At 67.3% G+C, this 25,687-nt stretch carries 23 protein-coding genes; 20 read left to right on the top strand and 3 right to left on the bottom strand.

Annotated elements, in window-relative coordinates:
• Positions 1 to 481: 481 nt before the first annotated feature.
• Together QF040_RS03490 and QF040_RS03495 are read left to right on the top strand one after the other, a co-directional pair.
• Positions 482 to 766, top strand: a complete 285-nt coding sequence (locus QF040_RS03490; RefSeq protein WP_013542019.1) for a hypothetical protein — start codon at positions 482 to 484, stop codon at positions 764 to 766.
• Positions 767 to 1,219: 453 nt separating this feature from the next.
• Complete coding sequence (locus QF040_RS03495; protein WP_429609865.1) at positions 1,220 to 1,438, top strand: hypothetical protein; 219 nt, start codon at positions 1,220 to 1,222, stop codon at positions 1,436 to 1,438.
• 12 nt (positions 1,439 to 1,450) lie between these two features.
• Here the strand turns inward: QF040_RS03495 and QF040_RS03500 are convergent, their stop codons facing one another.
• From QF040_RS03500 to QF040_RS03510, 3 genes are all read right to left on the bottom strand, one after another.
• Complete coding sequence (locus QF040_RS03500; protein WP_429609866.1) at positions 1,451 to 3,022, bottom strand: hybrid sensor histidine kinase/response regulator; 1,572 nt, start codon at positions 3,020 to 3,022, stop codon at positions 1,451 to 1,453.
• Positions 3,019 to 4,521, bottom strand: coding sequence for an ATPase domain-containing protein (locus QF040_RS03505; RefSeq protein WP_429609867.1), 1,503 nt, complete (start codon positions 4,519 to 4,521; stop codon positions 3,019 to 3,021). Before QF040_RS03505 ends, QF040_RS03500 begins: the two co-directional genes overlap by 4 nt.
• Before the next feature lie 160 nt (positions 4,522 to 4,681).
• Positions 4,682 to 5,503: a ferritin-like domain-containing protein gene (locus QF040_RS03510; protein ID WP_429609868.1), complete on the bottom strand. Its 822-nt coding sequence runs from the start codon at positions 5,501 to 5,503 to the stop codon at positions 4,682 to 4,684.
• Between the two features lie 254 nt (positions 5,504 to 5,757).
• On the opposite strand from QF040_RS03510, the gene alaS reads away from it, so the two are divergent.
• From alaS to QF040_RS03600, 18 genes are all read left to right on the top strand, one after another.
• Positions 5,758 to 8,382, top strand: coding sequence for an alanine--tRNA ligase (alaS, locus tag QF040_RS03515; RefSeq protein ID WP_429609869.1), 2,625 nt, complete (start codon positions 5,758 to 5,760; stop codon positions 8,380 to 8,382).
• Positions 8,382 to 9,422, top strand: coding sequence for a 2-dehydropantoate 2-reductase (locus QF040_RS03520; protein ID WP_429609870.1), 1,041 nt, complete (start codon positions 8,382 to 8,384; stop codon positions 9,420 to 9,422). The genes alaS and QF040_RS03520 overlap by 1 nt, the downstream gene beginning before the upstream one ends.
• Positions 9,423 to 9,737: 315 nt before the next feature.
• Positions 9,738 to 10,997: a D-amino acid dehydrogenase gene (locus QF040_RS03525; protein WP_429609871.1), complete on the top strand. Its 1,260-nt coding sequence runs from the start codon at positions 9,738 to 9,740 to the stop codon at positions 10,995 to 10,997.
• A 176-nt stretch (positions 10,998 to 11,173) separates the two neighbouring features.
• Positions 11,174 to 12,160: a Bug family tripartite tricarboxylate transporter substrate binding protein gene (locus QF040_RS03530; RefSeq protein ID WP_429609872.1), complete on the top strand. Its 987-nt coding sequence runs from the start codon at positions 11,174 to 11,176 to the stop codon at positions 12,158 to 12,160.
• A 7-nt stretch (positions 12,161 to 12,167) separates the two neighbouring features.
• The gene (locus QF040_RS03535; protein ID WP_429609873.1) at positions 12,168 to 12,983 is read left to right on the top strand and encodes an SDR family oxidoreductase; all 816 of its coding nucleotides are present in this window, start codon (positions 12,168 to 12,170) and stop codon (positions 12,981 to 12,983) included.
• Between the two features lie 33 nt (positions 12,984 to 13,016).
• On the top strand, positions 13,017 to 13,565 hold the full coding sequence (locus QF040_RS03540; RefSeq protein WP_013542005.1) for a cupin domain-containing protein: 549 nt from the start codon (positions 13,017 to 13,019) through the stop codon (positions 13,563 to 13,565).
• Between the two features lie 7 nt (positions 13,566 to 13,572).
• Positions 13,573 to 14,445 (top strand): alpha/beta fold hydrolase, encoded by an 873-nt coding sequence (locus QF040_RS03545; RefSeq protein ID WP_429609874.1) that lies wholly within the window; start codon positions 13,573 to 13,575, stop codon positions 14,443 to 14,445.
• A gap of 40 nt (positions 14,446 to 14,485) precedes the next feature.
• Positions 14,486 to 15,325, top strand: coding sequence for an IclR family transcriptional regulator (locus QF040_RS03550; RefSeq protein ID WP_013542003.1), 840 nt, complete (start codon positions 14,486 to 14,488; stop codon positions 15,323 to 15,325).
• A 19-nt stretch (positions 15,326 to 15,344) separates the two neighbouring features.
• Positions 15,345 to 16,175: an SDR family oxidoreductase gene (locus tag QF040_RS03555; RefSeq protein ID WP_429609875.1), complete on the top strand. Its 831-nt coding sequence runs from the start codon at positions 15,345 to 15,347 to the stop codon at positions 16,173 to 16,175.
• Positions 16,168 to 17,868 (top strand): thiamine pyrophosphate-binding protein, encoded by a 1,701-nt coding sequence (locus QF040_RS03560; protein WP_429609876.1) that lies wholly within the window; start codon positions 16,168 to 16,170, stop codon positions 17,866 to 17,868. The genes QF040_RS03555 and QF040_RS03560 overlap by 8 nt, the downstream gene beginning before the upstream one ends.
• 29 nt (positions 17,869 to 17,897) lie before the next feature.
• Positions 17,898 to 18,686, top strand: a complete 789-nt coding sequence (locus tag QF040_RS03565; protein WP_429614608.1) for an aspartate dehydrogenase — start codon at positions 17,898 to 17,900, stop codon at positions 18,684 to 18,686.
• Positions 18,687 to 18,703: 17 nt separating this feature from the next.
• Positions 18,704 to 20,179 (top strand): aldehyde dehydrogenase, encoded by a 1,476-nt coding sequence (locus QF040_RS03570; RefSeq protein WP_429609877.1) that lies wholly within the window; start codon positions 18,704 to 18,706, stop codon positions 20,177 to 20,179.
• A 13-nt stretch (positions 20,180 to 20,192) separates the two neighbouring features.
• Positions 20,193 to 21,164 (top strand): VOC family protein, encoded by a 972-nt coding sequence (locus tag QF040_RS03575; protein ID WP_429609878.1) that lies wholly within the window; start codon positions 20,193 to 20,195, stop codon positions 21,162 to 21,164.
• Entirely contained in the window at positions 21,161 to 22,168 is a 1,008-nt protein-coding gene (locus tag QF040_RS03580; protein WP_429609879.1) for a Bug family tripartite tricarboxylate transporter substrate binding protein, read from the top strand. The genes QF040_RS03575 and QF040_RS03580 overlap by 4 nt, the downstream gene beginning before the upstream one ends.
• 29 nt (positions 22,169 to 22,197) lie before the next feature.
• Positions 22,198 to 23,355, top strand: a complete 1,158-nt coding sequence (locus QF040_RS03585; protein WP_429609880.1) for an FAD-dependent monooxygenase — start codon at positions 22,198 to 22,200, stop codon at positions 23,353 to 23,355.
• 31 nt (positions 23,356 to 23,386) lie between these two features.
• Positions 23,387 to 23,608: a recombinase-like helix-turn-helix domain-containing protein gene (locus QF040_RS03590; RefSeq protein ID WP_013541995.1), complete on the top strand. Its 222-nt coding sequence runs from the start codon at positions 23,387 to 23,389 to the stop codon at positions 23,606 to 23,608.
• A gap of 11 nt (positions 23,609 to 23,619) precedes the next feature.
• Complete coding sequence (locus QF040_RS03595) at positions 23,620 to 24,666, top strand: Rieske 2Fe-2S domain-containing protein (RefSeq protein WP_429609881.1); 1,047 nt, start codon at positions 23,620 to 23,622, stop codon at positions 24,664 to 24,666.
• A gap of 19 nt (positions 24,667 to 24,685) precedes the next feature.
• Positions 24,686 to 25,654, top strand: coding sequence for a PDR/VanB family oxidoreductase (locus QF040_RS03600; protein ID WP_429609882.1), 969 nt, complete (start codon positions 24,686 to 24,688; stop codon positions 25,652 to 25,654).
• Positions 25,655 to 25,687 lie beyond the last annotated feature (33 nt).

Genomic DNA, 25,687 nt, shown 5'->3' on the forward strand with positions numbered 1-25,687 from the left:
CCCGCACGAGGCGGGCTTTTTCGGGAATGTGGTCGTGAACTCTCACGCGGTCCACGGTTACGGCAAATGTTCAATTGCGGAAGCCACCTGTTATTTTTTTCGTCGGAGTGACTTCGACGCGCCGGTGTGAGATTCGGCTTGCCTGGCCAGGCAACACCCGGAGCAAGTCCGGGCGGAGGCGGATTGTAGCAGATCGCGCTTTTGTGCCCGGCAAAGAACGGAATCTGCAACGCATCCAAATATTTTTCGCCTGCTGCTGCTTTTGCAGGCACCGTGTTGCAGGCCACGCCAGGCAACGATCCTGAACTCTTCACACATGGTTTTCCACAACATTGTCCCCATCGGAAATGGAAAACCTGACATGGGCATGTGCTAGGTAAAAAGTGGTTGCAGAAACCGGGGTAGGTGCGCTCTGACAGACGTCATGGGGCTCGCGGGAGGAACATCTCTTCACCGCACTTTTTGCGGCAAGGAGCATGAAATGACCTTCGACTTCTTGTTTCGTCCCAGCCATACCGCATACCTCAAAAGGGCTTCGGCATTGCTCGAGGAAGCACAGATGGCTCGCATCGAACATCAAGCGGCCGCCGAGCACCACAGCGCATTGGCGCGGATGTACGCAGAGCGTGTGAGGCGGCTCGAGAGCGAGCTCTATCGGCAACCGCGCGGCGCGGAGCAGGGGCCTGCCGACGTACTCGCCGAAGACCGGCCGCAGCTGTATTCGCTGGACGGCAACCGCAAGCCGGGCCTGACCTCCGCGACCTGATGGCCGTCCCTATCCCGGGGATGAATATTGTCAAACCCGCGGCGGGCGCCGACGCGGCACCATTGACGGCTCACTGTTGGAGAGTCGCATGAAGACGTTGAGAAAAGTCATTGGTGGAGCCATCTCGCTGGCCGGTGCGGTGGTGATCGTCGCGCAGCATCTGTAAGAGACTCGATCAGGAAGGCTGCCGGTTGCAGATGACTTTCGGCACTGGCGGGAGACCGGGCGCATCACTAACCTAGGTACCTTGATTGCAAGGACGCACAACCGGTCTTCAGCCCGGCTTAAGGTTGGAGAACGATACTGAATCTTGACGGTCTTCCGGCGTTGGTAGAGGTCGCTTCTGCATCTGCTTTTGCACCCGCTCATCGAGCGGTTCCTCGAGGCTGAAGGTCGTCAAGATTTCTTTCTCTGCGCTCCGCATCTCCATCAAGCGTCCAGGGATTCAAGAAGATGCGCCACACGTTGTTGCACTACCTCTCCACGCAGCGATTGCCTGCCACCGTCGCGGGCGCGCAAGGCATTGCCGCTGTACAGGCCCTGCTGATGGAGGGCTGCGTCAAGGCGGTGCTTCCATCGAAGCGGTCCGCCGAGGCCGGCGTGCCGGTGGCAACGGTGACCGAACTCACCCGGCTCGGCCATCGCGCGCTGCGCCAATTCAGCGGCGCCTGAAGCGCCCTTCGACTAGCGCTGCGCCAGCCGCCGCAGCGCCATCGACAGCTCTTCCATGTCGACGGGTTTCAGCAGGTGATGGTCGAAGCCGGCCTGGGCAATGCGCACCCTGTCGTCCGGCTGGCCCCAGCCCGTGAGGGCGATCAGCGTCAGCCCGCTGCGCGCCGGGTCGGCCCGAAGCCTGCGGGCCAGTTCGCAGCCGTCCATTCCGGGCATGCCGATGTCCAGGATCGCCAGCGAAGGACGAAAACTTTCCGCGATCTTCAGCGCTTCGGCGCCACTGAACGCCACCGCAGTGCGCGCCCCGAGGAGGCCCAGCAATGCCGCAAGCGACTCTGCCGCGTCGCGGTTGTCGTCGACCACGAGGATGTCGTGTCGCGCGATGGCCGCCTCGGTCGAGGGCGCCGCGCGCTTCCCGACGCCCGCGTCGTGCGCGATCGCCAATGGCAGCGTCACCACGAACTCGCTGCCATGGCCGAGGCCATCGCTCTTCGCGCTGACCGTGCCGCCGTGCAGTTCCACCAGGCTCTTCACCAGCGTGAGTCCGATGCCCAGGCCGCCTTGGGCGGCCCTGGCCGTGCCGCTCACCTGCACGAACATGTCGAAAATCGACGCCAGCATGTCCCGCGGGAGGCCGGCACCGTTGTCGCGGATGCGAATCACCGCATTCGTGCCGTCGCGCTCGACGAACACGTCGATCCGTCCGCCTTCGGGCGTGTACTTGGCCGCGTTGTTCAGGAGGTTCGAGAACACCTGCGTGAGTCGCACGCCGTCGCCTTCGACGGTCAGCGGGGTATCTGCTGCATGCACCTGCAGCCGGTGCCGGCCTGCGTCCATCAGCGGGCGGCTGAGTTCCACCGCATCGCGGATCACCTGGTCGACCATCAGCTCGCCGAGCTGGAGTTCGATCTTCCCGCGGGTGATGCGCGAGACCTCCATCAGGTCGTTCACCAGGCGCACCATGTGGTCGATCTGGCGGCCCATGAGCTGGTAGTAGGGCAGTGCGGCCTCGGGCGTGAGCGGCTTGCGCGTGAGGATGGCCAGCGCCGTGCTCAGCGGCGCCATCGGGTTGCGAAGCTCGTGCGCCAGCGTGGCGAGGAACTCGGTCTTGCGCTTGTCGGCTTCGCTCAGGTCATCGAGGATGCGGCGCAGCTCGTACTGGCGCCGCCGGGCCCGCAGGGCGCTTCGCAGTGCGCTGACCAGTGCCGCCACCCGTATCGGCCGCTCCAGCACCGTGACGTTGGCCATGCCTTCCATGGCCACGGCGATGGCGCGCGAATCGGCGCCCTGGCGGGCCAGCACCAGCACCGGCAGGTCCGACCAGGGCGGCTGCACCGACACCGCGTCAGACAGCGCGGCGGCACCGTCGCCCGACAGCATTTCCTCGGACACCAGGATGGCGCCTGCACCCTGGCCGATTTCCAGCACCAGTTCGTGCAGCGTGGCGCAGACCCGGGTGGCGATGCCGGCGCGTTCGAGCACGGCCGTCGCCATCACGGCGTCCCTCGAAGTTGCCGTCCTGAGCAGGACGCGCAGTTGCGTGTCTTCTTGCGTGATGGTGGAGGCCGTTGCGTTCGTCGTCACGGCGGACTGGCGGTGACGCCATCGATGGGCACAGGAATGCCGCTCAGGATGCCCCTGAAGTGGCGCAGGGGCTCGCCCACATGCAACCCGCTGCTGGTCATCGAGAAGTCGCGAATGGTCCGCTCGTGCGCGCCGCCGCGTTTCTTGAGCACCGAGATGGCCTGCCGGACCTCGCCTTCGAACTCGAAGTAGCGCAGCAGGACGACCGCATCCGCCAGGTAGCTGGCATCGACGGGCGTCTGCATCTGCATGCCGATCAGCCCGTGCTGCGCGCCGACCAGCAGCGTGGCCACGCCGGCCTGCCCGAGGTAGGTGAGCAGTTCATGCAACTGGACGATGAGAAAGCGCTCGTCGGGCATGGCGTTGAGATAGCCGTTCAGGCTGTCGATCACGACGACCTTCGCGGCATGCTCGGTCACGGCCAGGCGGATCTCGTGGACCAGTTCGCCCGGCGAGAGCTCGGCGGGGTCGACCTGCTTGATGCGCAGATGGCCCGACGCGATGTACGGCTCCAGGTCCATCCCCAGGCCGGCGCAGCGCGTGCGCAGCGTGTTGACGCTCTCGTCGAAGATGAAGAGCGCGGCGCATTCGCCGCGCCGGGCCGCGGCAACGGCAAACTGCACGGCCACCGACGATTTGCCAGTGCCCGGCGCGCCGACGAACAGGGTGCTCGTTCCCTTCTCGAGACCGCCTCCCAGCAGGTCGTCCAGTTCCGCGATGCCGCTGGGTATCTTGACCAGCGGTCCGTTGGTCGCGTGCTCGGACGCCACGAGCCGTGGAAACACCTGCAGACCCCCGCGATGGATCTTGTAGTCGTGGAAGCCGCCGCGATAGGCCTGCCCACGGTACTTGACCACCAGCAGGCGGCGCCGCGCCGAACCGTAGTCGGAGTTGAGCTGCTCGAGCCGCAGCACGGCGTGCGCGATGCTCTGCACCTGCAGGTCGTGCTCGGTGGCGGTCATGTCGTCCAGCAGCAGCACGGTGCATTGCCGGCCCGCGAAGAACTGCTTGAGCGCGAGAATTTGCCGGCGGTACCGCAGCGATGTGCCCGACAGCAGCCGCAACTCCGACAGCGAATCGAAGACGATGCGCGAGGGCTTGAGGGCGTCCACGTCGCTGAGGATGCGCAACGTCGTTTCGCTCAGCTCCACCTCGGAAGGGTGGAACATCGTGTACTGCTCCTCGGGGTGGAGGCTGTCCTGCGCGGGAAGCATCTCGCGCACATGGATGCCAGACAGGTCCCAGCCGTGCGAGTTGGCCACGCCGCGCAGTTCGTGCTCGGTTTCGGAGAGCGTGACGTACAGGACCGATTCGCCCGCCCTGGCGCCCTCGAGCAGGAACTGCAGGGCGATGGTCGTCTTGCCGGCGCCCGGCGTTCCCTCCACCAGGTAGAGGCGGTTGGGTTCGAGGCCCCCGCCCAACACGTCGTCCAAACCTGGCACGCCGATGCCCAGCAGGTCGCTTGTCCGTCCCCCGAGGCGTGATGCCTTGGCCTCCATCGTTGTTGCTCCTGAAAAATTCGGATACCAATTCAATCATGCGAGCACGAAAAACCCATGCAGGACAAGGCCGGAAAAACGGCCCATCCCTTGTCGGCCGGGACCGATTTTTCCCGTGATGCCCAGGGAGGGATGAAGGGTGGAGGGGGCTCCGAGGCAGCTAGCGCAGGAACACGTGCTGCATGAACTGCTTGATCGGGTACTGGATCACCGTCTGCACCCGGGCAGGCAACTCCAGCGGCCGCATCAGCATCTTCAATGTGCTGCCGGCGCTCAGGTTGGTGCGGATGGTGCTGTTCATGCGCGCGCTCAGCTGCTGCACATAGGCCGTGTCGTCGGCGCGATGGGGCGACCGGGCCTTCACGACGTGGCGGATCGCGCAGTCGGCGTCTTCGCTCTTGAGCTCCAGCGTGCGCCGGCCGATGGTGCCGATCACGCGGAAACGGCTGAGTTTTTCCTGCTCCCGGTAGCGGCGGAAGAACCGGTAGAAGTGCTTGTAGTGGTTGACCTCGTCGGTCGCGATGCGGGTCGCCAGGTCGCTCAGCACCGGCTCGTCGGTGGCCCGGGCCATGGCGCGGTAATAGGTGGCGGTGCCGGTCTCGACCACGCAGCGGGCGGTCATCTCGAGAGCGCGGGTCGGCCCCAGCAGTTCGACCTTGCAGTAGGTCGCGTACTCCTCCAGAAAGCCGCGATAGGCCGTATCCCACTCGAATTCGGGCCACACATGGCGCACATAGGCGCGCAGGGCCTGACCGTGCTGCAACTCCTCGGGCTCCCAGTAGTTGGAGAGCCAGTCGGTGACTTCGTCGTCGCCGCGGAAAAAATCGACCAGGTTGTGCGTGTACAGGTCCGAGCCGCTTTCGATGAACGAGGCGGAGGTCACGAGGTAGAAAAGATTCTCGTCCGGGCGCACCCTGTCGAGTGCGATGCGAGAGAAATCGAGGTCCTCGATCTTCCAGTGTTCGGCCTCAAGACCTGGCATGCGGACTCCTTGATTCATGTTGTGCATATGAATAGGACGAAGCCCGCCACGATTGGTTCGTCCGCGCGGGCTTCAGGGCGCATATTAGCCGCGGCGCCCCGATCATGCAGTTGGCCCCGGCCACGCCCGGGCGCCATGGGCAAACCTATAATCGTTTGTTCAAGCAAATCAAGCAGTTAGGTCGGTTCGACGCAGTGGTTTCGACAAGAGGTCGCCATCGCCAGGCCGCCCTCGACAGAAGACGAAATCCAAAGATGAGCCAGCCCACATTCACGGTCGCGGACATCCGCAAGACCTTTCTCGATTTCTTCGCCTCCAAGGGCCACACCGTGGTGCCGTCGAGTTCGCTGGTGCCGGGCAACGACCCGACCCTCATGTTCACCAACTCGGGCATGGTCCAGTTCAAGGACGTGTTCCTCGGCGAAGACAAGCGCAACTACGTGCGCGCGGCCTCGGTCCAGGCCTGCCTTCGCGCCGGCGGCAAGCACAACGACCTCGAGAACGTGGGCTACACCGCGCGGCATCACACCTTCTTCGAGATGCTGGGCAACTGGAGCTTCGGCGACTACTTCAAGCGCGAATCGCTCACCTGGGCATTCGAGCTGCTGACCAAGGTCTACAAGCTCCCGGCCGAAAAACTCTGGGCCACCGTCTACATCGAGGACGACGAGGCCTACGACATCTGGACCAAGGAAATCGGCCTGCCGCCCGAGCGCGTCGTGCGCATCGGCGACAACAAGGGCGGCCGCTACATGTCCGACAACTTCTGGATGATGGCCGACACCGGTCCCTGCGGTCCGTGCTCCGAAATCTTCTTCGACCACGGCCCCGAGATCCCCGGTGGCCCGCCCGGCAGCCCCGATGAAGACGGCGACCGCTACATCGAGATCTGGAACAACGTGTTCATGCAGTTCGACATGCAGCCCGACGGCTCGGTCAAGAAGCTGCCCGCGCCCTGCGTCGACACCGGCATGGGCCTGGAGCGCCTGGCCGCGATCCTGCAGCACGTGCACAGCAACTACGAGATCGACATCTTCGATGCGCTCATCAAGGCCGCGGCGCGCGAGACCGGCGAAAAAGACCTGGGCAACAACTCGCTGCGCGTGATCGCCGACCACATCCGCGCCACCTCGTTCCTGGTGGCCGACGGCGTGATCCCTTCGAACGAAGGCCGCGGCTACGTGCAGCGCCGCATCGTGCGCCGTGCGATCCGCCACGGCTACAAGCTGGGCCAGAAGAAGCCGTTCTTCCACAAGCTCGTGCCCGACCTCGTGAAGCTCATGGGCGATGCGTACCCCAAGCTCGTGGCCGACGAAAAGCGGATCACCGACACGCTCAAGGCCGAGGAAGAGCGCTTCTTCGAGACGCTCGCCAACGGCATGGAAATCCTCGATGCGGCGCTGGCCGGCGGCGCCAAGACGCTGCCGGGCGACGTCGCCTTCAAGCTGCACGACACCTACGGTTTCCCGCTCGACCTGTCGGCCGACGTGTGCCGCGAGCGCGGCGTGAGCGTCGACGAGGCCGGCTTCAACGTCGCCATGGAAAAGCAGAAGGCCGCGGGCCGTGCGGGCGGCAAGTTCAAGATGGACCGCAACGTCGAATACACCGGCGCGGGCAACACCTTCACCGGCTACGAACACCTCGAGGAAAGCGCCAAGGTCGTCGCGCTGTACTTCGAAGGCGCTGCCGTCAACGAGCTGAAGGAAGGCCAGCCCGGCATCGTCGTGCTCGACACCACGCCCTTCTATTCGGAGAGCGGCGGCCAGGTCGGCGACCAGGGCGTGCTCAGCGCCGAAGGCGTGCAGTTCGGCGTGGAAGACACGCAGAAGATCAAGGCCGACGTGTTCGGCCACCACGGCACGCAGACCCAGGGCACGCTCAAGGTCGGCGACGCGGTCAAGGCCGCGGTCGACGGCGCGCGCCGCAACGCGACCATGCGCAACCACTCGGTCACCCACCTGATGCACAAGGCCCTGCGCGAAGTGCTCGGCGACCACGTGCAGCAGAAGGGCTCGCTGGTCGATGCCGACAAGACGCGCTTCGACTTCGCGCACAACGCACCCGTCACGCGCGACCAGATCCTGGAGATCGAGAAGCGCGTGAATGCCGAGATCCTTTCCAACGTCGCCACGCAGGCGCACGTGATGGACATGGAATCGGCCCAGAAGACCGGCGCGATGATGCTGTTCGGCGAGAAGTACGGCGAGACCGTGCGCGTGCTCGATATCGGCACGAGCCGCGAACTCTGCGGCGGCACCCACGTGGGCCGCACCGGCGACATCGGCCTCTTCAAGATCGTGAGCGAAGGCGGCGTGGCTGCCGGCGTGCGCCGCATCGAAGCGGTCACCGGCGCCAACGCGCTCACCTACCTGCAGGACCTCGAATCGACCGTGCAGAGCGTGGCCGCCACCCTCAAGTCGCCGGCCGCCGAACTGCAGGGGCGCCTTTCGCAGGTGCTGGAACAGGTGAGGACGCTGGAGCGCGAAGTGGGTTCGCTCAAGGGCAAGCTCGCGTCGTCCAAGGGTGACGAGCTCATCGCGCAAGCGGTCGACATCAACGGCATCAAGGTGCTCGCCGCCAAGCTCGACGGCGCCGACGCCAAGACGCTGCGCGACACCATGGACAAGCTCAAGGACAAGCTCAAGACCGCCATCATCGTGCTGGCGGCCGTCGATGGCGACAAGGTGCAGATCGCGGCCGGCGTCACCGCCGACACCGTGGGCAAGGCGAAGGCCGGCGAGTTGGTCAACTTCGTGGCGCAGCAGGTCGGCGGCAAGGGCGGTGGCAAGGCCGACATGGCCATGGCCGGCGGCACCGATGCGGCGGGCGTGCCTGCCGCGCTGAAGTCGGTTCAGGGCTGGGTCTCGGAACGCGTCTGATGACAGAGGCGCTGCCCGGCAAGGAGTCTGGCGCGCCACCCGGCGAGGTGCTCGTGATGGGCGCGGGCACCATCGGCTGCTACATCGGCGGTCGGCTTGCCGCGGCGGGCGTGCCCGTCACTTTCGTCGGACGGCCCCGCGTGCTGAAAAAGCTCGCGGACCACGGCCTCTCGCTCAGCGACCTCGACGGCGCGAAGCACCACATTCTTCCGTCGGCGCTGCGCCTGTGCGAGCAGGTGCCCGTCGGCGCAAAGCCTGCGCTGGTGCTGCTCTGCGTGAAGAGCGGCGCCACCGCCGAAGCGGCGGGCGAACTGGCCTTCGCGCTGCCCGCGGGCACCACGGTCGTCTCGCTGCAGAACGGAATCTCCAACAGCGCGGCCGCATCGCACGCCGGCCCGTCGCTCAACGTGCTGCCGGGCATGGTGCCGTACAACGTGGCCGAGATCGGCGAGGGCGCCTTCCATCGCGGCACACCCGGGCGGCTCGCCGCGAAGGACGACATGGCGCTGCGCCCGTGGCTGCCCATGTTCGAGCGCGCCGGCGTGCCGGTCGACCTGCATGCCGACCTGCTGCCGGTGCAGTGGGGCAAGCTGCTGCTGAACCTCAACAACCCGGTCAATGCGCTTTCGGGCCTGCCGCTGCGCGAGGAGCTGATGCATCGCGGGTACCGCCGGTGCTTCGCAGCGCTCATCGACGAAACGCTCGGTGTGCTCGGCGTGAGCGGCATCACGCCTGCGCAGGTGGCGGCCGTGCCGGCGCAGCGGCTTTCGAGCCTGCTGCGCCTGCCTGACTGGCTCTTTCGCATCGTCGCGGCGCGCATGCTGCGCATCGATGCCAAGGCGCGCTCCAGCATGGCCGACGACCTCGCGCTCGGCCGCCGCACGGAGATCGATGCGCTCAGCGGAGAGGTGGTGCGCCTCGCGCAGGAGCACGGGCTGAGCGCACCGCGCAATGCGCGCATGGTCGCGCTGCTCGAAGCCTGGCCGCAGCAACCCGAGCACTGGCCGGCACGGCGATTGCAAGACGCTCTCGGCCTGTAGCAAGGACCTGTTCACTCCACGAAAGGGGTCGCGTTGCTTCGCCAAGGGGCTGGCTGCAAGGCGCCCGGGCGCGGCAAGGCTTGTGCCTTGCAAGCTCGGGCAACGCCGCAGACGACCCCTTGGCGAAGCAACCCGGAGGGAAGCTCGCCACAGCCCGCCCATCAAGGCGCGCGACGCCGTGCGTGCGTCCGCACGCACAAGGAGCGCAACGCCGAGGGGCGGGCTGTGGCGAGCTTCGCGACCCCTTTCGTGGAGTGAACAGGCCCTAGCCTGTACCCTCGGGCCGCTCTGGCCATCCAGAAAGAGGGAGTTCTCATGCAGGTCCTGATTCTCGGCAGCGGTGTCATCGGCACCTCGGTGGCGTACTACCTGGCGCGCGCCGGGCATGAGGTGACGGTGCTGGAGCGCCAACCGGCGCCCGCGCTCGAAACCAGCTTCGGCAACGCCGGCGAGGTCTCACCCGGCTACTCGGCGCCCTGGGCCGGGCCGGGCGTTCCGGTGAAGGCGATCAAGTGGATGCTGATGCAGCACAGCCCGCTGGTCGTCAAACCCATGCTCGATCCGGCGATGTGGCGCTGGGGCCTCTCGATGCTGCGCAACTGCACGCAGGCGCGCTACGAACTCAACAAGGGCCGCATGGTGCGGCTGGCCGAATACAGCCGCGATTGCCTGAAGGCGCTGCGCGCCGATACGGGCATCCAGTACGACGAGCGCATGCAGGGCACGCTGCAGCTCTTTCGCACGCAGCAGCAACTCGACGGCACCGCGAAGGACGTCGAAGTGCTCAAGGCGTCCGGCGTGTCCTACCAGGTGCTCGACCGCGACGGCTGCCTGCCGTACGAGCCTGCGCTCGCGGCGGTGAAAGAGAAGTTCGTCGGCGGGCTGCGCCTGCCGGGCGACGAGACCGGCGACTGCTTCAAGTTCACGCAGGCGCTGGCCAAATTGGCGGAAGCCGCGGGCGTCACTTTCAAGTTCGGCGTGAACATCCAGGCCATCGAGCACGATGCCGCCAAGGGCGTGACCGCGGTGCGCACCGGCCAGGGCAGCTTCACCGCCGACCGCTACGTGGTCGCGCTCGGCAGCTACTCGCCTGCGCTGGTCAAGCCGCTGGGCATCGACCTGCCGGTGTACCCGGTCAAGGGCTTCTCGATCACCGTGCCGATCACCGATGCCGGCGGCGCACCCGAATCCACCGTGATGGACGAGACCTTCAAGGTGGCCGTCACGCGGCTGGGCGACCGCATTCGCGTGGGCGGCACGGCGCAGCTCTCGGGCTTCGACCTCGCGCTCAACCCGCGCCGGCGCGACACGCTCGAACACGTCGTGACCGATCTCTTCCCCAAGGGCGGCAACGTGCGCGACGCCTCCTTCTGGACGGGCCTGCGCCCGATGACGCCCGACGGCACGCCCGTTGTCGGTGCCACGCGCATTCCCAACCTGATGCTGAGCACCGGCCACGGCACGCTCGGCTGGACCATGGCGGCCGGCACCGGCCGCGTGATGGCCGATCTCATCGCCGGCAAGGCGCCGGAGATCGACATGGAAGGCCTGACCGTGGCGCGCTACGGCGGCTAGCAGGCGCGCTCCCCATCTCCGAGCAGGGCGGTCCGAAAGGCCGCCCTGTTTACGTTGGGTTGCGATGGCTAGGGTTTCTACTTAGTCACGAAGTTGTCTTCGTGTTTATCCTTCGTGCGTTCCATTAATAAATCGTTGTTTCTCTAATGAAACAAAACGCGAACCACGACGGACCCATGAAACACACACGCCGCCTTGCCATCGCAGCCGCCATTTCCATGGCCGGTGTTTGCGCCACCGGTCTTGCCTGGGCACAGAACTACCCCGCCAAGCCGATCACGCTGGTGGTCGCCTATCCGGCCGGCGGCGACACCGACGCGCTGGCGCGGCTCTACGCCGAGAAGCTCTCGGCGCGGGTGGGGCAGCCGGTGGTGGTGGACAACCGCCCGGGTGCCAGCGGCATCATCGGCAGCAGCTACGTGTCGAAGGCGGCGCCCGACGGCTACACGCTGCTGCTCGCGCCCAGCACCTTCTCGATCGCGCAGCTGGTGCTCAAGACCAACGGCGGTGCGGGCTACGACGTGCTCAACGGCTTCACGCCGATCGTGCAGACCGGCAGCCTGCCGCTGTTCCTCGTGGCGAGCGCCGGCAGCGGATTCGCCACGGCGAAGGACGCGGTCGCTGCGGCCAAGGGCACCGGCAAGCCGCTCTCGTATGCGAGCCCGGGCAGCGGCTCGCCGATGCACATCCTGGGCGAGATGTTCGCCCGCGCCTCGGGTGCGAACCTCGCGCATGTGCCCTACAAGGGCGTGGCGCCCGCGGTCAACGACGTGCTGGGCGGCCATGTGCCGGTCACCTTCATCACGCTCGGCCCTGTGGCGCCGTATTTCGCCAACGGCAAGTTGAAGGCGCTGGCCGTGGCCTCGAGCCAGCGCTCGCCGCTCGCGCCCACTGTGCCGACGCTCGCGGAACTGGGCTACAAGGACGTCGAGGTGGTCGCCTGGAACGGCCTCTGGGGCCCGCGCAACCTGCCGCCCGAGATCGTGAAGACGCTCAACGGCCACTTCAACGACATCCTCAAGATGCCCGACATCGTCGCGCGCATGGCCGTGCTCGGCACCACGCCGGTGGGCGGCGATGCCGATGTGCTCGGCAAGACCAATGCGGCCGACTACGCGCGCTTCGGCAAGGTCATCAAGGAACTCGGCATCCAGGCCGACTGAACACGCCATGACCGAACTCAAAGCCATTCCCGATCCGTCGAGCCTGCAATCGCTGCTGGCCGAGCTGCCCGCCAACCTGCTGGCGGGCCGCCGCGTGCTGGTGACCGGCGGCGCGCGCGGCCTGGGCCTTGCGTTTGCGCATTGCATCGCCGCGGCGGGCGCGAGCGTGGTGCTGGCCGACATCCTCGGCGAGCTCGCCGGAACCGAAGCGAAGGCGCTGCGCGATGCGGGCCACAAGGCGCATGCGCTCACCGTCGACCTGTCGGAACCGGCTTCCATCGACGCCTGCGCCGGCGAGGCGATCCGCCTGCTCGGCGGGCTCGACGGCCTGGTCAACAACGCCGCCATCACCAACTCGGGCGGCCGCGATGCGCACCAGCTCGAGATCGACATGTGGGACCGCGTGATGAGCGTCAACGTGCGCGGCACCTGGCTCACGGGCCGCGCCTGTCGCAGCGCGCTCGCTGCAAGCGGCCGTGGCGCGGTCGTCAACCTCGCCTCCGACACCGCCCTCTGGGGCGCGCCCAACCTGCTGGCCTACGCATCGAGCAAGGGCGCCGTCATCTCGATGACGCGCTCGCTGGCGCGCGAATGGGGCGGCGACAACATCACCGTCAACGCCGTGGCGCCGGGGCTCACGCTGGTCGAGGCGACCGAGTACGTGCCGATGGCGCGTCACCAGAAATACCTCGAAGGCCGCGCCATTCCGCGGGAGCAGCAGGCCGCCGACGTTTGCGGCGCCACGCTGTACCTGCTGTCCGGCCTCTCGCGCTTCGTGACGGGCCAGCTGCTGGCCGTCAACGGCGGCTTTGCGATGCACTGACTGAACGAATTTTTCCGACGAAGGAGTGAACCCATGAGCGATTTGTCCGAACAACAGAAGATCACCGACGCCGCCGCCAGCACGTTGGCGCAGCCCGAAGGCACGAGCCTCGCCGAGTGGATGAACACCCGCATCGCGCGCTACGAAACCCGCAAGTACGACTGGGACGCGCTGAAGTTCCAGGCCGACTTCGACCCCAAGTACCGCCGCGCGCAGATGCGCTACGTGGGCACCGGCGGCACCGGCGTCGCCAAAGACGTGAACACCGTGCCGTCGGAGCACTTCACTTTCTCCACCATGGTGATCCCCGCCGGCCACGAAGGCCCGCCGCACCTGCACACCGACGTGGAAGAGGTGTTCTTCCTCATCCGCGGCAAGCTCAAGGTCGTGATCGAGAAGGACGGCGAGCGCTTCGAAACCATCATGACCGACCGCGACCTGATTTCGGTGCCGCCGGGCGTGTACCGCGAGGAGATCAACATCGGCGACGAAGACGCGCTGATGTGCGTGATGCTCGGTGCGAAGAAGCCGATCACGCCGACGTACCCGGCCGATCACCCGCTCGCGAAGATCAAGCGCTGAGGACCGGATGAGCGACGCGATGGTCATCGATGCATTGACGCTGCCGGCTTCCGAGCTGGCGCTGCTCGACGCCCGCTTTCCCGCACGCGACGTGCCGGTCGGCGGTGGCGCGGTGGTGTCGGTGCGCGAGCGCGGCGCAGGGCCGGCCCTCGTGTGCCTGCACGGCATCGGCTCGGGCGCGGCCTCGTGGCTCAACGTCGCCTTGCTGCTGGCTCCGCAGGCCCGCGTGATCGCATGGGATGCGCCGGGCTACGGCCAATCAACGCCGCTCGCGCCTGCCGCACCCTCCGCAGCCGACTACGCGCACCGCCTGCATGCCTTGCTCGATGCGCTCGATGTCCAGTCTTGCGTGCTCGTCGGCCACTCGCTCGGCGCGCTCACCGCGGCATCGGCCGCACGGAAAGATTCAGCAATTGCCTCGCGCATCCGCCGCCTCGTGCTCATCAGCCCGGCCGCCGGCTATGGCGCACCGTCGCGCGCCGAAGCCCGCACCAAGGTGCGCACCGAACGCCTCGCCACGCTCGACGAACTCGGCATCGCCGGCATGGCCGCCAAGCGCGCGGGCCGGCTCGTCTCCGATTCCGCGAGCGAGCTCGCACGTCAATGGGTGCGCTGGAACATGGCCCGCCTGAACGATGGCGGCTACCGCCAGGCCGTCGAGTTGCTGTGCCACGGCAACCTGCTGGCCGACCTGCCGCCCGCGATGCCGGTGCGCGTGGCCTGTGGCACGCTCGATGTCGTCACCATGCCCCAAGCCTGCGCCGAAGTCGCGCGCAGCTGCGGGGTGACGCTCGAAGCCATCGACGGTGCCGGGCACGCCAGCTACGTGGAGCGGCCCGAGGCCGTCGCCGCGCTGCTGCGCGAGGCACTCGCCGACTGATGCGGACCGCCGCAGAACAACCCAAGGGAACAACCAACACATGACCACCAACGACAACAGCGAAGCGATGGAAGAGGGCGCAGACCGCTACAACGTGCCGGCGCTGGAGCGCGGCCTGCGCGTGCTGTGCGAATTCAGCCGCGAGAACCGCACGCTCTCCGCCCCCGAGCTGGCGCGTCGCTTCGACCTGCCGCGCTCGACCGTCTTCCGCCTGCTCACCACGCTGGAGAACATGGGTTTCCTGGAGCGCGCCGAGGGCGGCCGCGACTACCGCCTAGGCCTCGCGGTGCTGCGCCTGGGCTTCGAATACCTCGCCTCGCTGGAGCTCACGCAGCTCGGCACGCCGCTGCTCAACCGCCTGTGCGACGAGCTGCGCACGCCCTGCAACCTGGTGGTGCGCGACGGGCGTTCGATCGTCTACGTCGCCAAGGTCGCGCCGCCGACGCCCTTCGCCAGTTCGGTCACCGTGGGCACGCGCTTGCCGGCACACGCCACGGTGCTGGGCCGCGTGCTGCTCGAAGACCTGACGCTGCCGCAGCTGCGCGCCCTCTACCCCGAAGACAAGCTGGAGACCTTCTCGCCGAGCACGCCCAAGACGGTGAACGAACTCTTCGACATGGTGCAGGCCGACCGCACCCGCGGCTATGTGCTGGGCGAAGGTTTCTTCGAATCGAACATCTCCAGCATCGCCGCGCCGGTGCGCGACCACAGCGGCCACATCGTTGCTGCCCTGGGCGCGACCATCACCTCGGGCCACATCGAGGAGAACCGCATGGACGAGATGGTGCTGCGCGTGCGCAGTACCGCGGAGGAGATCTCGGGCCTCTTGAACTACTCGCCTGCGCGCAGCAACAAGGTGGTGCCGCTTCGCAGCGCGTGACGACATGACGGACGTGACGATGCAGGCACCTTCCCATTTCTTCGCCGCCGACGCGCTGGCGGGCCGCGTGGCCGTGGTCACGGGCGGCTCCTCGGGCATCGGCCTCGCGACCGTCGAGCTGCTGCTCGCGAGCGGCGCCGCCGTTGCGCTGTGCGGCCGCAACGCCGAGCGGCTGGACCGTGCGGTCACCGGCCTGCGCGAACAGTTCCCCAACGCGAAGCTCTTCGCGCAGCCGTGCGATGTGCTCGACGCCGCCGCAGTCAAAGCCTTCGCCGCAGCGAGCGAGGCCGCCCTCGGCCCGGCCTCGATGCTCGTCAACAACGCGGGGCAGGGGCGTGTCTCCACGTTCGCGGACACCGACGACGCGGCGTGGATGGAGGAGCTGCACCTGAAGTTCTTCTCCGTCATCCATCCGACGCGCTCCTTCCTTCCGCAGCTCGCCGCGCAGCGCGCCGTGCTGGGCGATGCCGCCATCGTCTGCGCCAACTCGCTGCTGGCGCGCCAGCCCGAGCCGCACATGGTCGCCACCTCGGCCGCACGCGCGGGCCTGTTGAACCTCGTGCGTTCGATGGCCACCGAGTTCGCACCGCAGGGCGTGCGCGTCAACGGCATCCTCATCGGTCTCGTCGAGTCCGGCCAGTGGCGCCGCCGCTTCGAGGCGCGCGAAGACAAGTCCGAGGACTGGGCCGCATGGAGCGCCCAGCTCGCGAAGACCAAACACATCCCGCTGGGTCGCCTGGGGCTTCCGACCGAAGCCGCACGCGCGATCCTTTTCCTCGCTTCGCCCCTCGCGTCCTATACGACGGGCAGCCACATCGACATTTCCGGAGGCCATTCGCGCCATGCATAAACCCAACAACAACATGGTCACGGTGGGCGCAGTCGTCGCGGCCTTTCTCGAACAGTGCGGCGTCAAGGCGGCCTTCGGCGTGATCTCGATCCACAACATGCCGATCCTCGATGCGTTCGCGCAGCGCGGCACCATCCGCTTCGTCTCCTCGCGCGGCGAAGCGGGCGCGGGCAACATGGCCGACGCCTATGCACGCTCCACCGCCAGCCTGGGCGTGTGCATCACCAGCACCGGCCCGGCCGCGGGCAACATCGCGGGCAGCCTGGTCGAGGCGCTGACCGCCGGTGCGCCGCTCCTGCACATCACCGGGCAGATCGAGACGCCGTACCTGGACAAGGGCATGTCGTACATCCACGAGGCGCCCGACCAGCTCACGATGCTCAAGGCGGTGTCGAAGGCGGCCCTGCGCGTGCGCAGCGTGGAAACGGTGCTCGGCACGCTCAAGCGTGCGGTGCAGCTCGCGCTGACGGCGCCGACCGGCCCGGTGAGCGTGGAGATTCCGATCGACATCCAGTCGGCCCTCACCACGATGCCGGCCGACCTCTCGCCGCTGCCCGTCGAGCGCCCCGTGCCCTCGGCCGCCAGCCTCGATGCGCTGGCCGCGCGCCTCGCAACCGCCAAGCGTCCGCTGCTGTGGATCGGCGGCGGTGCACGCCATGCCCGATCGGCGATCCAGCGCCTGCAGAAGCTCGGCTTCGGCGTGGTCACCACCACGCAGGGCCGCGGCACCGTGCCCGAGGACGACGCCGGCTCGCTCGGCGCCTACAACATCCAGAAGCCGGTCGAGGCCTTCTATCAAACCTGCGACGCGATGCTCGTGGTCGGCTCGCGCCTGCGCGGCAACGAAACGCTCAAGTACGAACTGAAGCTGCCGCGCCCGCTGTATCGCATCGACGCCGATGCCGCCGCCGAAGGCCGCTGCTACGCCTCTGAGGCCTTTGTCTGCGGCGATTCGTCGCTGGCCCTCGAAGGCCTGGCCGACCGACTCGAAGCCACCGGCTACAAGGCCGATCCGCAACTGCTGGTCGACCTGCGCGCCGCGCACGACCAGGCGGTGGCCACGCTGCGCGACGGCCTCGGCCCGTACGCCGAACTTGTGCGCCGGCTGCAGTCGGTGGCGGGCCGCCAGTTCAACTGGGTGCGCGACGTGACCGTTTCCAACAGCACCTGGGGCAACCGCGAACTGCGCATCTTCGAACCCAGCGCCGGCGTGCATGCCACGGGCGGCGGCATCGGCCAGGGCATGCCCATGGCGATCGGCGCGGCCATCGGCGCGGCGGTGACCGGCTCGGGCCGCAAGACCTTCTGCCTGGCCGGCGACGGCGGCTTCATCCTGAACCTGGGCGAACTGGCGTGCATGGTGCAGGAGAAGGCGCCGATGGTGATCGTGCTCATGAACGACAAGAGCTACGGCGTCATCAAGAACATCCAGGACGCGCAGTACGGCGGCCGCCAGTGCTACGCCGAGCTGCACACGCCCGACTACGACCTGCTGTGCAAGTCGATCGCGCTGCCGCACGCCCGCGTGAAAGACCTGGCCGATCTGCCCGCGCGCCTGGACGAAGCGCTCTCCACCGACGGCCCCTTCCTGCTCGAGATCGACATGCTGTCGATCGGCGGCTTCAAGACCAGCTTCGCCGGCCCGCCGACCAACACGGTCACGCAGATTCCCGCGCTCGGCACGGCGCAGTGAGAGCGAGCGGAGCCCAACCCATGACCGCCATCACACGCATCGCTCTCATCGGCTGCGGCGCCATCGGCACCGCGGTGCTCGACCTCTTGCGGGACGATCCGGCCCTGCGGGTGACCGTCGTTGTCGTGCCCACCGAAGGCATGGCCGCCGCGCAGAAGGCGGTGCCGGGCGCAGAAGTGACGAGCATGGTGCCGGTTGCCGGCATCGACCTCGTGGTCGAGACGGCCGGGCACGCAGCCATCGAAGAGCATGTGCTACCGGCGCTCGCGCGCGGCACGCCCTGCGTGGTCGCCTCGGTCGGCGCGTTGTCGGCCGCTGGCCTCGCTGAAAAGCTCGAAGCCGCCGCCATCGCCGGCCGCACGCAGGTGCAACTGATCCCTGGCGCCATCGGCGCAATCGATGCGCTCGCCGCGGCCCGCATCGGCGGGCTCGACAGCGTGCGCTACACCGGCCGGAAGCCCCCGAAGGCCTGGAAGGGCACGCCGGCCGAGCAGGGCCGCGACCTCGATGCGCTGACAGAAGCTACGGTGATCTTCGAAGGCAGCGCGCGCGAAGCGGCGCTGCTCTATCCGAAGAACGCCAACGTCGCGGCCACCGTCTCGCTCGCTGGCCTCGGGCTCGACAAGACGCAGGTGCGCCTCATCGCCGACCCCGCCACCGCCGAGAACGTTCACACCGTCGAGGCCGAGGGCGCCTTCGGCAGCTTCGAGCTGACCATGCGCAACAAGCCGCTCGCGGCCAATCCCAAGACCTCGGCGCTGACCGTGTACAGCGCGGTGCGTGCGCTGCGCAACCGTGTCGCACCCCTCGCCATCTGACCTTTCGATTCGCCCACATGATTTCTTCCGAACTTCTCCCGATCTGCATTGCCGGCGAATGGCGCCTGGGCGGCGGCGACGTGTATGAAAGCCTGTACCCCGCCACCGGCGAGCCGATCGCGCGCCTGAAGGCCGCGAGCCTCGCCGACGTGGAGGAGGCGATCACCCGCGCCGACCACGCCTTCCGCACCAGCGGCTGGGCGCAGCGCCTGCCGCACGAGCGCGCGGCAGTGCTGCACCGCGTGGCGCAGCTGATCCGCGAAGAGAGCGAATCGCTCGCGCAGAAACAACGCCTGGACAACGGCAAGCCGATCAACGAAACGCGCAACCTCGTAGCGAGCGCCGCGGGCACGTTCCAGTTCTTCGCGGCCGCATTGGAGACGCTCGAAGAGACCATCACGCCGTCGCGCGGTGCCTTCGTCACGATGAGCGTGCACGAGCCCATGGGCGTGGTCGCGGCCATCACGCCGTGGAACTCGCCGATTGCGAGCGAAGCGCAGAAGCTCGCGCCAGCGCTCGCAGCCGGCAACGCGGTGGTGGTGAAGCCCGCCGAGGTCACGCCGCTGATGGCGCTGGAACTCGCGCGCATCTGCGAAGCGGCCGGCGTGCCCAAGGGCATCGTCAGCGTGCTGCCGGGCAAGGGCTCGGTCATCGGCGACGCGATCACGAAGCATCCGCTGGTCAAGCGCGTGTCGTTCACTGGCGGCACCACCACCGGCAAGCACATCGCCCACATCGCGGCCGACAAGATGATGCCGGTGTCGCTGGAGCTGGGTGGCAAGTCGCCCACGATGGTGCTCGACGACGCGGACCTCGACCACGCGGTGAACGGCGTGCTCTACGGCATCTTCAGTTCGTCGGGCGAATCGTGCATCGCGGGCTCGCGCCTGTTCGTCGCGCGCAGCATCTACGACGAGTTCCTCACGCGGCTGGCCGAAGGCGCCAATGCGCTGCGCGTGGGCGATCCGGCGTTGGAGCAGACGCAGATGGGCCCGCTCATCACGGCCAAGCACCGCGAAGGCATCGAACGCTATGTGGACCTCGGCGTGTCCGAAGGCGGCCGTATCCGCACGGGCGGCGTGCGCCCGCACGGCGCCGGCTACGACAGCGGCTACTTCTACAAGCCGACCATCATCGAAGGGCTGGACAACAGCGCGCGCATCAGCCAGGAAGAGATCTTCGGCCCGGTGCTCGTCGCGATGCCCTTCGACGACGAGGAGTCGCTGATCGCGCAGGCCAACGACAGCGTCTACGCACTCGCCGCGGGCGTCTGGAGCCGTGACTTCAAGCGCGCCTGGAAGCTCGGCCGCGCGGTGCAGGCCGGCACGGTCTGGGTCAACACCTACAAGCAGTTCTCGGTCTCGACGCCGTTCGGCGGCTGGCGCGACAGCGGCCTCGGCCGCGAGAAGGGCCGCGAGGGCATCTTCCAGTACATGGAGCAGAAGAGCATGTACTGGGGCACCAACGACCAACCGCTCCCATGGGCGAACTGAAGAGGACACGGCCATGAGCGTTCTAGGCATCGATCAGATCACCTACGGGGCGGACGACCTCCCCACCTGCCGCCGGTTCTTCGAGGACTGGGGCCTCGCGCTGAAGTCGGAAGCGCCCGACGAACTCGTCTTCGAGTGCCTCAACGGCTGCAAGGTTGTCGTTGCGGCGTTGGACAAGGCGAACTTGCCGCCCGCGATGGAAGAAGGCCCGACGCTGCGCGAAGTGGTGTGGGGCGTTGAAAGCGACGCGGACCTCGACCGCTACGCCGCCGCCATCTCGAAAGACCCGGCGTTCTTCGACGCCACCGTCGATGGCGTACGCCGCACCGGCTGCATCGACCCCAACGGCCTTGCCGTGCGCCTGCAGGTCAGCCGCAAGCGCGCAGTCGAGGTCGACTGCGGCGCAATGAACACCTGGAACGCCAAGCTGCGCGTGAACAAGCCCGCGCCGATCTACGAGCGCGCGACGCCCATCGAAGTCGGCCACGTCGTGTTCTTCGTGAGCGATGTGGTGAGCACCAGCGCGTTCTATGCGGATCGCTTCGGCTTCGTCTCGTCCGACAGCTACCCGAACCGCGGCGCCTTCATGCGCTGTGCGGCCGAGGGCGGCCACCACGACCTGTTCCTGCTGCAGATCCCCTCGGGCAAGCGCGGCCTGAACCACGTGGCCTTCACCGTGCGCGACATCCACGAAGTGTTCGGCGGCGGCCTGCATTTCTCGCGCCGCGGCTGGGAAACGCAGCTCGGCCCGGGGCGGCATCCGGTGTCCTCGGCGTACTTCTGGTACTTCAAGAACCCGGCCGGCGGACTCATCGAGTACTACGCAGATGAAGACCAGCTCACCGCCGATTGGCAGCCGCGCGAGTTCGAGCCCGGTCCGACGGTGTTCGCCGAATGGGCGGTCGATGGCGGTCTCGATGGCAACACGCGCCGCCAGAAGAACGCGGAAGGCCCGAAGGGCGCCTTTCTCACCGAGAAGAAATGACTGACGCGATCACCACCATGCAACGACGTTTTTCCATCTCCCTTCTGTTCGCCGCATTGGCCGCTGTCGTCATGCCGGTGCATGCGCAGAGCGATGCACAGAAGCAGCTCTCCAGCGAGCGCTTCACCATCGTCTCGCCGTTCCCGCCCGGCGGACCGGTCGATACGCTGGCGCGTGTGCTCTCCGACGGCCTTGCCAAGCGCTACGGCCAGGCGGCGGTGGTCGAAAACCTCGTGGGCGCAGCCGGCAACATCGGCATCGACAAGGTCAAGCGCGCGAAGGGCGACGGCCACACGCTGCTCGTCGTGCCGGCCGGCAACCTCACGATCAACCCGACGCTGATGCCGAACTTTCCGTTCGACATCGAGAAAGATTTCGTGCCCGTCACCATGCTCGCGAAGGCACCCAACGTGCTGGTGGCCGCGCCGTCGTCCGGCATCAAGAGCGCCAAGGAACTGGTCGCGATGGCCAAGGCCAAGCCGAACACGCTGTCGTATGCGTCGCCCGGCGTGGGAAGCGGCCTGCACCTGGCGGGCGAACTCTTCAAGCAGCAGGCCGGCATCGACCTGCTGCACGTGCCCTACAAGGGCACGGCGCCTGCGCTCAATGACGTGCTCGGCGGCTCGGTGCCGCTGATGTTCAGCAACCTGCCGGCGACCATGCCCTTCATCAAGAACGGCAAGCTCATCGCGCTGGGCGTGACCGAGGCCAAGCGCAGTGCGGCGGCACCCGATATTCCGACGCTGGCGGAGCAGGGCATCCAGGGCGTGACCGTGACCTCGTGGTACGGATTGCTGGTACCCAAGGGCACGCCGCCCACCGTGGTCGAGCAGCTCGCGAAAGATGCCGCGCAGATGCTCGCCCAGCCCGATGTGCGCGAGCGCCTGAAGGTGCAGGGCATGACCGATGCGGCGATGAAGCCCTCCGAATTCGCTGCGCACATCCGCGAAGAAACAGCCGTGTGGGCCCGAATCATCAAGGCCCGCAACATCGTGGCCGAGTGAGCCGCAAGCAAGAACCAGGCAGAGACATCATGAAGACAAGCGAATCCACCATCGGCATCGTCGGTGCCGGCATCGGCGGCCTGGTGGCTGCCATCGCGCTGCGGCGCGCGGGGCACGACGTGGTCGTGTTCGAGCAGGCCAAGCAGTTCGCCCGCGTCGGTGCGGACATCAACCTCACGCCCAACGCGGTGCGTGCGCTCGACGGCCTGGGCGTCGGTGAAGCGGCCCGCGTCACGGCGGCGCGCCCGTCGCATCGCATCAGCCGGACCTACGACACCGGCGAAGAAACTTCGCGGCTGGAGATGGCGGATTCGGCGGAAGAGCGTTATGGCGCACCTCAGCTCACCATCCACCGCGCTGACCTGCTGGCCGCATTGGCCGACATGTTCCCGGCCGAGCGCGTCGCGTTGGGCAAGCGCGCCGAGAAGATCGCCGCGGATGAAGAGGGCGTGACCCTCTCGTTCACCGACGGCACCAGCGCGCGTGTCGGCGTGCTGCTCGGCGCTGATGGCATCCACTCGTGCGTGCGCACCGCGATGTTCGGTGCCGAGAGCCCGCGCTTCACCGGCATCGTCGCCTACCGCGCTGTCGTGCCCGCCGAGCGCGTGGCCGGCGTGCCGAACCTCGGCGCGTTCACCAAGTGGTGGGGCCCGAATCCGCAGAGCCAGATCGTCACCTTCCCGCTGAACCGCGGCAAGGACATCTTCATCTTCGCGACCACGCCGCAGGACACCTGGCACCTCGAATCGTGGACCGCGCCCGGCAGCGTCGACGAGCTGCGCGAACAGTACGTGGCCTATCACCCTGAGGCGCGCGCCTTGCTCGATGCCTGCGACACGGTGCTCAAGACCGCGCTCTACGAACGCGACCCGATGCCCGCATGGGCCGAAGGCCGCATGGCGCTGCTGGGCGACGCCGCGCACCCGATGCTGCCGTTCATGGCGCAGGGCGCAGGCATGGCGATCGAAGACGCTGTGGTGCTGTCGCGCCACCTCGAAGGCGTTGCAATGGCTGATGCAGCCGAGGCGCTGAAGAGCTACGAGAAAGCCCGCATCGAACGCGCCAGCCAGGTGCAGCTCGGCTCGCGCGGCAACAACTGGCTGCGCGAAGGCGGCAATGCGGACTGGGTCTACGGCTACGACGCCTGGGCCGTGCCGCTGGGCGAGCCCACCGCAGCCACCGCCTGATTTCATTTCACCTCACCCCCGGAGGCCCACGATGCAACAAGACCGCTATCTCCAACCGCACCAGGCGCGCCAGCGCCCCGCGACCACTTACGAAGACCTGCTGGGCGACGTGATCGAACGCGCCTTTGCCGATGGCATCCACGACCTCGGCGGCCTCGTGCAGCGCCTGAACGACAGCGGCCTCGCCACCCCCGGCGGCCAGCCCTGGACCGAAGCGCTGTACCGCAAGGAGATGGCTGCGCTCGCTGCCTGAGAGGAACCATCATGACCATCGCCATCACTCCCGTTCCCGCCGACCCGGTCGACCATCTGCTCGAGATCGGCCTGAAAGACCTCTGGTACCCGATCTGCCCCTCGCACTTCATCAAGGAGAACCCCATCTCCCTGCGGCGCCTGGGCCGCAAGCTCGCGCTGTGGCGCGACGGCGAAGGCGTGCTGCATGCGCTGGAAGACCGCTGCCCGCACCGCGGCGCGCCGCTGTCGCAGGGCGTGATCCTGGGCGATCGCCTCTCGTGCCCGTACCACGGCGTCGAGGTGCGCCATGACGGCGTCGTCACGCGCGTGCCCGGCAGCCCCGGCTGCAAGCTCGAAGGCTCGCAAGCCACGCGCCACTTCCATGTGCAGGAGCGCGCGGGCGCCGTGTTTCTCTACAACGCGAAGGAGCCGGTCGATATTCCGCCGCCGCTCGTGCTGCCGGAGCAGCTCACCGACGAGGCCGAGTACAGCAGCTTCCTCTGCTACACCGAGTGGAAGGGCGACTACCGCTACGTGCTCGACAACGTGATGGACCCGATGCACGGCACGTACCTGCACAAGCAGTCGCATTCGATGGCCGAGGGCGATTCGTCGGCCAAGTTCGGCATCCGCCAGACCGACATCGGCTTCGTGTTCGAGAAGGAAGGCCAGCGCAACGTCAACTTCGACTGGACCGAATGGGCCGACACCGGCATCCACTGGATGCGGCTGGAGATCCCGTACCCGAAGACCGGCGGCCCCGGCGGCAACTTCATCATCATCGGCGCGTTCTCGCCCATGGCCAATGGCATGACGGCCACCTTCTTCTGGCGCGTGCGCAAGCTCGCGAAGGGCTGGGAGCGCGACACCTGGCGCTTCCTCTACAAGAACCGCCTGGAGGCGCGCCACTGGCATGTTCTGGAGCAGGACCGCGTGATGCTGGAGGAGATGGAGCCCGACGCCAACCAGCACGAGAACCTGTACCAGCACGACCTGGGCATCGTTCGCCTGCGCCGCCACATGCGCAACCTCGCCGTAGCGCAGTTGGCCGAAGCCACTGAAGCCGCGACGGCCTGACCGGGAAGCGAGCACGCCCATGTCTTCTCCCACGCTGAACGCCCTCGTACACACGATGCGCTACGAGGCCGACGGCATCGTCAGTGTCGAGTTCCGGCCGGCCACGCCCGCCGTGGACTTCCCGGCCTTCGAAGCCGGCTCCCACATCGACCTGCATCTGCCCAACGGGCTGGTGCGCAGCTACTCGCTGTGCAATCCGTCGAGCGACCGTCAGCGCTATGTGGTCGGCGTGCTCAACGACCGCAAGAGCCGCGGCGGCTCGCGCTATGTGCACCAGCAACTGCGCGTGGGCATGACGCTGCCGATCTCGGCGCCGCGCAACAACTTCAAGCTGCAAGAGGATGCCGAGCGCTCGGTGCTCGTGGCCGGCGGCATCGGCGTGACGCCCATCTGGTGCATGCTGCAGCGGCTCGCGGCCATCGGCCAGCCGGTGGAACTGCTGTACTGCGCACGCACCCGCAAGGAGTCCGCGTTCTGCGAAGCCATCGAGGCGCTCGCGAAAGAGAAGGCGATCCCGCTCACCTGGCACTTCGACGACGAGAAGGGCGCACCGCCCGACCTCGCGAAGCTGCTGGCGGGCAAGGGCGCCAGCAGCCATTACTACTGCTGCGGGCCGACGCCGATGCTCGATGCGTTCGAGAAGAGCTGCGAACAACTGGGCTATGCCAACGCGCACATCGAGCGTTTCGCCGCCGTGCATGTGGAGGCGCCGAGCGCCACGCAAGGCTGCGTGGTGCAGTGCGCGAAGAGCGGCAAGAGCGTGGAAGTGCCGGCCGGCAAGTCGATCCTCGACAGCCTCATCGACGCCGGGCTCAACCCCGACCACAGTTGCAAGGAAGGCGTCTGCGGCGCCTGCGAAACAGCGGTTCTCGAAGGCGAAGTCGAGCACCACGACGGCATCCTCACCAAGATCGAACGTGCGTCCAACAAGACCATGATGATCTGCGTCTCTCGCTGCAAGGGCGAGCGGCTGGTGCTCGATATCTGAGGCGCACGGCCAGAAAAACCACCCCGAAAAATC

It is taken from the genome of Variovorax sp. W2I14 (assembly GCF_050435205.1).
In the GTDB taxonomy this organism is placed as follows: Bacteria; Pseudomonadota; Gammaproteobacteria; order Burkholderiales; family Burkholderiaceae_C; genus Variovorax; species Variovorax paradoxus_C.

What these genes read in the sequence shown, in the direction of transcription:
- QF040_RS03490 (WP_013542019.1), top strand. Translation starts at nt 482, where the DNA reads ATGACCTTCGACTTCTTGTTTCGTCCCAGCCATACCGCATACCTCAAA.
- QF040_RS03495 (WP_429609865.1), top strand. Translation starts at nt 1,220, where the DNA reads ATGCGCCACACGTTGTTGCACTACCTCTCCACGCAGCGATTGCCTGCC.
- QF040_RS03505 (WP_429609867.1), bottom strand. Translation starts at nt 4,521, where the DNA reads ATGGAGGCCAAGGCATCACGCCTCGGGGGACGGACAAGCGACCTGCTG.
- QF040_RS03510 (WP_429609868.1), bottom strand. Translation starts at nt 5,503, where the DNA reads ATGCCAGGTCTTGAGGCCGAACACTGGAAGATCGAGGACCTCGATTTC.
- alaS (WP_429609869.1), top strand. Translation starts at nt 5,758, where the DNA reads ATGAGCCAGCCCACATTCACGGTCGCGGACATCCGCAAGACCTTTCTC.
- QF040_RS03520 (WP_429609870.1), top strand. Translation starts at nt 8,382, where the DNA reads ATGACAGAGGCGCTGCCCGGCAAGGAGTCTGGCGCGCCACCCGGCGAG.
- QF040_RS03525 (WP_429609871.1), top strand. Translation starts at nt 9,738, where the DNA reads ATGCAGGTCCTGATTCTCGGCAGCGGTGTCATCGGCACCTCGGTGGCG.
- QF040_RS03530 (WP_429609872.1), top strand. Translation starts at nt 11,174, where the DNA reads ATGAAACACACACGCCGCCTTGCCATCGCAGCCGCCATTTCCATGGCC.
- QF040_RS03535 (WP_429609873.1), top strand. Translation starts at nt 12,168, where the DNA reads ATGACCGAACTCAAAGCCATTCCCGATCCGTCGAGCCTGCAATCGCTG.
- QF040_RS03540 (WP_013542005.1), top strand. Translation starts at nt 13,017, where the DNA reads ATGAGCGATTTGTCCGAACAACAGAAGATCACCGACGCCGCCGCCAGC.
- QF040_RS03545 (WP_429609874.1), top strand. Translation starts at nt 13,573, where the DNA reads ATGAGCGACGCGATGGTCATCGATGCATTGACGCTGCCGGCTTCCGAG.
- QF040_RS03550 (WP_013542003.1), top strand. Translation starts at nt 14,486, where the DNA reads ATGACCACCAACGACAACAGCGAAGCGATGGAAGAGGGCGCAGACCGC.
- QF040_RS03555 (WP_429609875.1), top strand. Translation starts at nt 15,345, where the DNA reads ATGCAGGCACCTTCCCATTTCTTCGCCGCCGACGCGCTGGCGGGCCGC.
- QF040_RS03560 (WP_429609876.1), top strand. Translation starts at nt 16,168, where the DNA reads ATGCATAAACCCAACAACAACATGGTCACGGTGGGCGCAGTCGTCGCG.
- QF040_RS03570 (WP_429609877.1), top strand. Translation starts at nt 18,704, where the DNA reads ATGATTTCTTCCGAACTTCTCCCGATCTGCATTGCCGGCGAATGGCGC.
- QF040_RS03575 (WP_429609878.1), top strand. Translation starts at nt 20,193, where the DNA reads ATGAGCGTTCTAGGCATCGATCAGATCACCTACGGGGCGGACGACCTC.
- QF040_RS03580 (WP_429609879.1), top strand. Translation starts at nt 21,161, where the DNA reads ATGACTGACGCGATCACCACCATGCAACGACGTTTTTCCATCTCCCTT.
- QF040_RS03585 (WP_429609880.1), top strand. Translation starts at nt 22,198, where the DNA reads ATGAAGACAAGCGAATCCACCATCGGCATCGTCGGTGCCGGCATCGGC.
- QF040_RS03590 (WP_013541995.1), top strand. Translation starts at nt 23,387, where the DNA reads ATGCAACAAGACCGCTATCTCCAACCGCACCAGGCGCGCCAGCGCCCC.
- QF040_RS03595 (WP_429609881.1), top strand. Translation starts at nt 23,620, where the DNA reads ATGACCATCGCCATCACTCCCGTTCCCGCCGACCCGGTCGACCATCTG.
- QF040_RS03600 (WP_429609882.1), top strand. Translation starts at nt 24,686, where the DNA reads ATGTCTTCTCCCACGCTGAACGCCCTCGTACACACGATGCGCTACGAG.